At 72.6% G+C, this 8580-nt stretch carries 7 protein-coding genes; 5 read left to right on the forward strand and 2 right to left on the reverse strand.

The features are described from left to right. A partial coding sequence (locus tag DT057_RS36380) for a CheR family methyltransferase (RefSeq protein ID WP_477457081.1) occupies positions 1–999 on the reverse strand: 999 nt, incomplete at its 3' end. Beyond that, positions 996–1484, reverse strand: coding sequence for a chemotaxis protein CheW (locus DT057_RS36385; protein WP_128560253.1), 489 nt, complete (start codon positions 1482–1484; stop codon positions 996–998). The genes DT057_RS36385 and DT057_RS36380, both read right to left, overlap by 4 nt. A gap of 299 nt (positions 1485–1783) precedes the next feature. Between DT057_RS36385 and DT057_RS00945 the strand changes: the two genes are divergently transcribed. The 5 genes from DT057_RS00945 (at position 1784) to ilvC (ending at position 8412) form a co-directional block, all read left to right on the forward strand. Further along, entirely contained in the window at positions 1784–3877 is a 2094-nt protein-coding gene (locus tag DT057_RS00945) for a TonB-dependent receptor family protein (RefSeq protein ID WP_128560254.1), read from the forward strand. Positions 3878–4139: 262 nt separating this feature from the next. After that, positions 4140–5918 (forward strand): acetolactate synthase 3 large subunit, encoded by a 1779-nt coding sequence (locus DT057_RS00950; RefSeq protein ID WP_128560255.1) that lies wholly within the window; start codon positions 4140–4142, stop codon positions 5916–5918. An 11-nt stretch (positions 5919–5929) separates the two neighbouring features. After that, positions 5930–6472 carry an acetolactate synthase small subunit gene (gene ilvN / locus DT057_RS00955; protein ID WP_128560256.1) on the forward strand — a complete coding sequence of 181 codons (543 nt, stop codon included), beginning with the start codon at positions 5930–5932 and terminating at the stop codon, positions 6470–6472. A gap of 69 nt (positions 6473–6541) precedes the next feature. Further along, positions 6542–7189 (forward strand): glutathione S-transferase family protein, encoded by a 648-nt coding sequence (locus DT057_RS00960; protein ID WP_128560257.1) that lies wholly within the window; start codon positions 6542–6544, stop codon positions 7187–7189. Positions 7190–7392: 203 nt separating this feature from the next. Further along, the gene (ilvC, locus tag DT057_RS00965; RefSeq protein ID WP_128560258.1) at positions 7393–8412 is read left to right on the forward strand and encodes a ketol-acid reductoisomerase; all 1020 of its coding nucleotides are present in this window, start codon (positions 7393–7395) and stop codon (positions 8410–8412) included. The last annotated feature ends 168 nt before the right edge of the window (positions 8413–8580 follow it).

Here is an 8580-nt window from a genome sequence, read left to right on the forward strand (position 1 = left end):
CGCCGGGGCGCGGGGCGCCGCGGCCGGGCCGGATGAGCCCGCAGCCGGGACGGATGAGCCCGCGGGCGGGAGCAGGGGCGCCCAGGCCGGGGCCGCGGGGCGTCTGGCCGGCAGGGCCGCCGGGCCGTCCGGCGCCTCGCCGTCCCCGGGCCGGCGGTAGGCGGCCGTGCCGGGGAGGCTCACGGGCGTCAGGAACTCGGAGAAGGCCGGGTTCGGCTCGGCGTGGCCGAGGAGCAGCCAGCCGCCGGGACGCAGCCTTTGGCCGAGGGCGCGCACCAGCGCCAGCACCACGTCGGGATGGAAGTAGATCAGGACGTTGCGGCAGAGGATGAGGTCGTAGTCGGTGAGCGCCAGGGAGGCCGTGCCGTCGAGGAGGCTCATCAGGTTCTGCGGCTCGAAGCGCGCGAGGCCGCGGAATTCCGGCCGCAGCGCGAAGGTCCCCTCGCGGGCGCCGGCCCGGAAGTAGCGCGCGCGCTCCTCCCGCGAGAGGGTGCGCAGGGCCCAGGGGCCGTACTCGGCCCGGCGCGCGAGGGAAAGGACGTCCCGGTTGATGTCGGTGCCGGTGAGCCCGATGCGCCAGTCGGGCAGCCGCTCGGCCAGGAGCTCGTGCAGCACGATGGCGAGCGAGTAGGTCTCCGCCCCGGTGGCGCAGCCCGCGCTCCAGATCCGCAGGCGCCGCTCCCCGCCGCGGGCCGCGAGGCGCTCCGGCAGGATCGTGCCGCGCAGGGCCGCGAACTGCTCGGCGTAGCGGAAGAAGAACGTCTCCCCGATGGTGATCTCGGCCTCGAGGGCGGCCCACTCGGCCCCGGCGTCGTCGAGCTGCGCGAGGTAGCCGGCCGGGTCGGCCGCCCCGCAGGCGCGCATGCGCCGGGCGACCCGCTCCCAGAGCAGGTCGTCCTTGTCGGCGTAGTAGTGGTGGCCGGTGCGGGCGACGAGCCGCGCCTTCAGGGCGGCGAAGGCCGGGTCGCCGGTCGGGGCCGCCCCCCGCGGACGGGTCAGGCCGCCCACTCGGCGAGCCGCCGCTGCGCCTCCCGGGTCGCCGCGTCGAGGCGGCCGCGCTCCTCGGCGAGCAGGATGCGCGCCGGCGAGAGCCCGTGCACCAGGCGCTCGCCGAGGCGGATCTCCTCGGCCACGCAGCCGTTCAGGGTCGCCCCTTCCGGCACCGGCCGGACCTGGGCCGGGTCCACCCGCACGAGGTCGTCGACCCGGTCGACGAGGAGCGCGACGGGGGCCTCGCCCCGCAGCAGCACGAGGTGGCGGTAGAGCCCGTCCCGGGCGGACGCGGGGGCGAGCCCGAACAGAGCCGCGAGGTCGAGGGCCGGGACCGCGGCCCCGGCGAGGTTGAGGAAGCCCGCGAGCGCCGCGGGCGCCCCCGGCGGGCGCCACAGGCGCGGCAGGGGCAGGAGCTCGCGCACCGCCTCCCGGCTGAGCGCGCAGGCCGTGCCGGCGACATCGACCAAGAGGTAGGCCGTCCCGGCCGTCATCGCGCCATCCCGCTGCTCGCCCGGGCTCCGCCCCGGCCCCGCTCCAGATAGCCGAGACGGGTCGGCTTGCCAAAGGTCGGCGCGCGGCCGGCGCTGCCCGGCCGCGGTGGCCCGCCCGCGCCGCGCGGGTTCTTCCGCGCCGGCGCTTCATTGGACGAATTCCAAATCTATCCCGGCCCGGGAGAGACCCTGACCGTGCGAATACGGGGCCGGGCAGGAGTTCCGGCTCTTCCCATCGTCGAGCGCAGCCGTTAAAGCGCATCTTCCCTTGCGTCACGCGCGACCAGGCACCCGAGGACATGGCTCGTTCCCTCTGCATCACCGGCCTCGCGGCCTTCCTGGGCCTGACCGTCGAGGCCGGCGCCGCTCCGGACGACGCCATCGCGCTCGAGGCGATCGACGTCTCGGCGAGCCCGCTCGCCACCGCGCAGGCGCCCCTGGCCGCGCGGGCCTACGCCGGCAGCCTGGGCGAGGCCGACCAGGCCGCGATCCAGGCCTCCGGGGCCCGGAACATCACCGAGGCCCTGCGGCTGATCCCGGGCGTGCAGGCGCCCCCGCCCAACGGCACGGGCAGCGGCGACTTCGCCCAGAACATCGGCATCCGGGGCCTGACCGCGCGCTTCAGCGGCTACGCCACGGTGCTGCTCGACGGCATCCCGCTCTCCAGCGCGCCCTACCTCCAGCCCGAGCTCTCCCTCGCCCCGGTGTCCTTCGGCATGCTGGAGCGCATCGACGTGATCAAGAGCGGCGCCGCCGTCCGGTACGGGCCGCAGAACGTCGGCGGCGTCATCAACTACGTCACCTGGCCGATCCCGAAGGAGTTCGGCGGCCTCGTGCGGCTGCGCGGCAACCTCAACGGGTCCGAGCAGGCGCGGGGCTTCCTCAACGGGCAGGCCGACCTGGTGGTGGGCGCCACCAACCCGGAGGGGAGCGGCCTCGCGCTGCTCTACTCGGGCAACCACGGGCCGTCCTTCCGCCCGCGGACCAACCAGGACATCGACGACGCGATGCTCAAGTACCGCGTCCAGCTCACGCCCGAGAGCTACGTCGACGGGCGCGTGCACGGCTACAACGCCACCGCGGACCTGCCCGGCCCCCTCGACCGGGCCGGCTACGCGCGCGACCCCTACGGCTCGACCAACGGGTTCCAGACCTACCAGGGCAGCCGCATCGAGGGCGTCACGCGCTACGTCAACGAGTTCGACGGCACCAAGTACTTCGAGACCACCCTGTTCGACACGAGCAGCCGGCGCACCTTCGGGCTCTCCAACCGCAGCCGCGACGCGGCCGCGACGGTCTACGACGTGACGCCGCGCAGCTACAACACCTTCGGGATCGAGCCGCGCTTCAGCGTCCGCACCGACCTGCTCGGGCTCAACCAGGAGATCTCCCTCGGATACCGCTACGTGCGCGAGGACGCCGAGGAGCGCCGGCTGCGGCGCAGCTTCCGGGCGGGCGCCAACCCGTTCCTGGTCCGGCCGGCGCTCAACCGGGATTCCTCGGGCGCCACCGACGCCCATGCCGCCTACCTCGACGACAAGTTCACCTTCGGCACGCTCACGATCACGCCGGGCATCCGGGTCGAGGACGTGACGACCAGCCGGCGCAACAACCAGACGGGGTTCCGCGCCGAGGAGCACTACACGGTGCCGCTGCCCTCGCTCCGGGTCGGCTTCCAGGCGACGCCCGCGCTGTTCCTGTACGGCAATGTCGGGCGCTCGTTCGGGGCGGTGGGGTTCCTGCAGCTGCCGGCCTCGGCCATCGACCAGCACATCGACCCGGAGATCGCCACGACGGCCGAGGTCGGGGCGCGCTACACGATCGGCGGCCTCGCCGCCGACGTCGCGGTGTTCCAGTTCAACTTCGACAACCAGATCGTGTTCGACACGCTGCAGGGCGTCTACACGAATGTCGGCCGCACCCTGCACCGCGGCGTCGAGACGAGCCTGCGCTACGACCTCGCGGCGCTCGATCCCGCGCTCGCGGGCCTGAGCGCCTACGCCACCTACGCCTACATCGACGCCACGGTCGATGCCGGCCCGATCAAGGGCAACGACCTGCGGCTGTACTCCCGGCACTCCGGCACCGTCGGGGTCTCGTACGCGACCGGCCCCTGGCAGCTCGACTGGTTCGGCTACGCCCAGTCGGGCCAGTTCGCCGACGAGGCCAACACCGCGGCGCCGAGCGCGGACGGCAAGCTCGGCCGCATCCCCGGCTGGACGATCTGGAACGCCCGCCTGACCTGCGAGGTCGCCCCCCTGACGACGCTCACGGTCGGCGTCCAGAACGTGCTCGACAAGCGCTACTACACGCGGGCGAGCCTCGACGACAACGGCGGCATCTACGCCGGCCCGCCCCGCACCGCCTACGTCGAGCTGCGCACGCGCTTCTGAGCCCGCCGCGGGCCCGGCGGCGGCGCGCGAAACCGGTTGACCCCACCGGGCGCGGCGCGTAGGGTCCGCGCCACTCTTACCTGAGCAGGCTTTCTCGAGCATGCACGCGGTCCTTATTGTAGCGAAGGCGCCACCGACGGGGCGGGCTTAACGGGCCCGGGTTCCCACGGGTGGCGCGTGCAGGGTCCTTCGGGGCCCTTTTTTGTTGCCGAAAGCGGACCGGACGCACGGACACCGGACGAGACAGAGCGGGAGCGCGACGATGAGTGCGGGCGAGGTCATGACCGGCGCCGAGATGGTGATCCGGGCCTTCCAGGATCAGGGCGTCGACACGCTGTTCGGCTATCCGGGCGGCGCGGTGCTGCCGATCTACGACGCGCTCTTCCACCAGGACGGCGTGAAGCACATCCTGGTGCGCCACGAGCAGGGGGCGGTCCACGCCGCCGAGGGCTACGCCCGCTCGTCGGGCAAGGTCGGCTGCGTCCTCGTCACCTCGGGGCCGGGTGCCACCAACATCGTCACGGGCCTCACCGACGCGCTGCTCGACTCGATCCCCCTCGTCTGCGTCACCGGGCAGGTGCCCACCCACCTGATCGGCTCGGACGCCTTCCAGGAATGCGACACCGTCGGCATCACCCGGAGCTGCACCAAGCACAACTACCTGGTGAAATCGATCGACGACCTGCCGCGCATCCTGCACGAGGCGTTCTACGTCGCCTCGCACGGCCGCCCCGGCCCGGTCGTGATCGACCTGCCCAAGGACATCCAGTTCGCGAGCGGGCTCTACCGGCGCCCGGCCGACAACGGCCACAAGACCTACAACCCGCAGACGAAGGGCGACCCGGACCGGATCCGCGCCGCGGTGGCGCTGATGGCGGGCGCCCGGCGGCCGGTCTTCTACACCGGCGGCGGCGTCATCAACGCGGGCCCCGAGGCCTCGCGGCTCCTGCGCGAACTCGCCCGCGCCACCGGCTTCCCGGTCACCTCGACGCTGATGGGGCTCGGCGCGTATCCGGGCTCGGACCCGCAGTTCCTCGGCATGCTCGGCATGCACGGGACCTACGAGGCCAACCTCGCGATGCACGAGTGCGACGTCCTGGTCTGCATCGGCGCCCGCTTCGACGACCGCATCACCGGGCGGCTCGACGCCTTCTCGCCGTTCTCGAAGAAGATCCACGTCGACATCGACGCCTCCTCGATCAACAAGACCGTCAAGGCCGATATCGGCATCGTGGGCGACTGCGCCTCCGTGCTCGGCGACATGCTCGAGGCCTGGCGCGCCCTCGAGACCGAGCCCGACCGGGGCCGCCTGACCGAGTGGCTGGCGAAGATCCGCGGCTGGAAGGCGCGCGAGTGCCTCGGCTACTGGCCGTCCCGCACCACCATCAAGCCGCAATACGCGGTGCAGCGGCTCTACGAGGCGACCCGGCACCGCGAGACCTACATCACCACGGAGGTCGGCCAGCACCAGATGTGGGCCGCCCAGTACTACCGCTTCGAGGAGCCGAACCGCTGGATGACCTCGGGCGGCCTCGGCACCATGGGGTACGGCCTGCCCGCCGCCATCGGCACCCAGCTCGCCCACCGCGACGCGCTCGTGATCGACATCGCGGGCGAGGCCTCGATCCTGATGAACATGCAGGAGATGTCGACCGCCGTGCAGTACCGCCTGCCGGTCAAGATCTTCATCCTCAACAACGAGTACATGGGCATGGTGCGGCAGTGGCAGCAGCTGCTGCACGGCTCGCGCTACTCCGAGAGCTACTCCGAGAGCTTGCCGGACTTCGTCAAGCTCGCCGAGGCCTACGGCGCCAAGGGCATCCGCTGCGCGGATCCCGACGACCTCGACGCCGCCATCGCGGAGATGCTGGCCCATGACGGCCCGGTGATCTTCGACTGCATCGTCGACAAGACCGAGAACTGCTTCCCGATGATCCCGTCCGGCAAGGCGCACAACGAGATGCTGCTCTCGGACTACCTCGGCGAGACCGGGGCCGATCTCGGCGACGTGATCACCGACGAAGGCAAGATGCTGGTCTGAGGGGCAGGACGATGAACGCCATGAACACCCACTACCCCGATCCGGTCCGCGTCGAGCCGGTCAACCGCCACACGCTGGCGGTGATCGTCGACAACGAGCCCGGGGTGCTGGCCCGCATCGCCGGCCTGTTCTCGGGCCGGGGCTACAACATCGAGAGCCTGACGGTCTCCGAGACCGAGCACGCGCGGCACATCTCGCGCATCACCATCGTGACGGCGGGCACCAACGCGGTGATCGAGCAGATCAAGGCCCAGCTCGACCGGCTGGTGCCGGTGCACCGGGTGGTCGACCTGACGCTCCAGGGCGACACGCTGGAGCGGGAGCTCTGCCTCGTGAAGGTGGCGGGCAAGGGCGAGCACCGGGTCGAGGCCCTGCGGCTCGCCGCCGCCTTCGGGGCCCGCACCCTCGACGCGACTCTCGCGTCGTTCGTGTTCGAGCTCACCGGCTCGACCGAGGAGGTCGACCGCTTCGTCAAGCTGATGGCGGTGGTGGGCCTCGTCGAGGTCTCCCGCACCGGCGTCGCCGCCATGGCGCGCGGGCCCGAGCCGATGTAGCGCGCGGCCGCCGAGAACCGATACGGCCGCGACCGACCGCGGCCGGGACACGCCGGGAGGCCCCGCTCGATGCCCGACACCCTGACGCTCTACTACGCGCCCGGCGCCTGCTCGCTCGCGCCCCACATCGTCCTCGAGGAGACCGGCGCGCCGTTCGAGGCGGTGCGGGTCGACCTCGCGGGGGGCGAGCAGAGGGGCGGCGCCTACCTCGCCATCAACCAGAAGGGCCGGGTGCCGGCGCTCGCCGAGGGCGACTGGGTGCTGACCGAGAACCCGGCCGTCCTGCGCTACATCGCCCGCCGCCACCCCGAGGCCGGGCTGTGGCCGGCGGACCCGCGCGAGGAGGCGCGCTGCGCCGAGTGGCTGGCCTGGATCGCCTCGACGGTGCATCCGGCCTACGCCCATATCCGGCGGGCGGAGCGCTACGCCACCGACGCGGCCGCGGTCGAGGACGTGAAGGCCACGGCGCGCGAGACCTGCGCCGACCTGTGGACGATGGTCGAGGTCGGGCTGTCGCGGGGCGGCTGGGCGGCCGGCTCCCGCTACAGCGTCGCCGACGCCTACGTGCTGACCTTCTGGACCTGGGGCCGCGGCGCGGTGCTGGGCTACGACATGGCGGCCCGGTTCCCGTACTGGACGGACCATGCCCGCCGCATGGCGGAGCGCCCGGCGGTGCAGCGGGCCTTCGCGCGCGAGGGCCTGGCCTTGCCGGCGTGAGGGCCCGGGCCCCGAGGCAGGCCGCCGGCGGGGAAGCGCGGCCCCGATCGGCGGCGCAGCCCTGCAATGTGCCGCCGCGGCCCGCTTCGCGCGCCGAGCCTATTCCCTGACGCGAATCACGCCGCTACAAGCCGGCCGGTCGCACGGCCGCTCCAGCGCCCGGAGCGCTCACATCTCACCAACTGCACACAGGGGGAGCCGCCATGCGGGTCTATTACGATCGTGACGCCGACATCAACCTGATCAAGGGCAAGAAGGTCGTCGTCGTCGGCTACGGCAGCCAGGGCCACGCCCACGCGCTGAACCTGCGCGACTCGGGCGTCAAGGACGTGGTGATCGCCCTGCGCAAGGGCTCGGCCAGCGCCAGGAAGGCCGAGGCCGAGGGCTTCACGGTCCTGGAGGTCGCCGAGGCCGCCCGCCAGGCCGACGTCGTGATGATGCTCACCCCCGACGAATTGCAGGGCGAGATCTACCGCGACTCGCTCGAGGCCAACATGAAGCAGGGCGCCGCCCTGATGTTCGCCCACGGCCTCAACGTGCACTTCAACCTGATCGAGCCCCGCGCCGACCTCGACGTGCTGATGGTCGCCCCCAAGGGCCCCGGCCACACCGTGCGCTCGGAATACCTGCGCGGCGGCGGCGTGCCGACCCTGATCGCGATCGCGCAGGACGCCTCGGGCAACGCCCACGACCTCGGCCTCTCCTACGCCTCGGCCAACGGCGGCGGCCGGGCCGGCATCATCGAGACCACCTTCAAGGAGGAGTGCGAGACCGACCTGTTCGGCGAGCAGGTCGTGCTCTGCGGCGGCCTCGTCGAGCTGATCAAGGCCGGCTTCGAGACCCTGGTCGAGGCGGGCTACGCCCCCGAGATGGCCTACTTCGAGTGCCTGCACGAGGTGAAGCTGATCGTCGACCTCATCTACGAGGGCGGCATCGCCACCATGAACTACTCGATCTCGAACACCGCCGAGTACGGCGAGTACGTCACCGGCCCGCGCATCATCACGCCCGAGACCAAGGCCGAGATGAAGCGGGTGCTGACCGACATCCAGTCGGGCACCTTCACCCGCAACTGGATGCTCGAGAACCGGGTCAACCAGACCTCGTTCAAGGCCACCCGGGCCCGCAACGCCGCCCACCCGATCGAGGAGGTCGGCGAGCGCCTGCGCGGCATGATGCCGTGGATCAAGGAGAAGGCCCTGGTCGACAAGGCCAAGAACTAGGCGGCCCCGCGCCGCCGGACACGCGGTCCGGCGGCGCGGCCGGGTCCGCCCGGGGCGGAGCGCCGGCGCGGTCCGCCCCGGGGAGGGTGCGTCGCGGACGCGGCGGCGCACCGGAGGCCCGGCCGGCCGCGCGCCCCGGCCGGGGCGGGCGCGGCGCGGCGCGGCGGG

The organism is Methylobacterium crusticola, assembly GCF_003574465.1.
In the GTDB taxonomy this organism is placed as follows: Bacteria; Pseudomonadota; Alphaproteobacteria; order Rhizobiales; family Beijerinckiaceae; genus Methylobacterium; species Methylobacterium crusticola.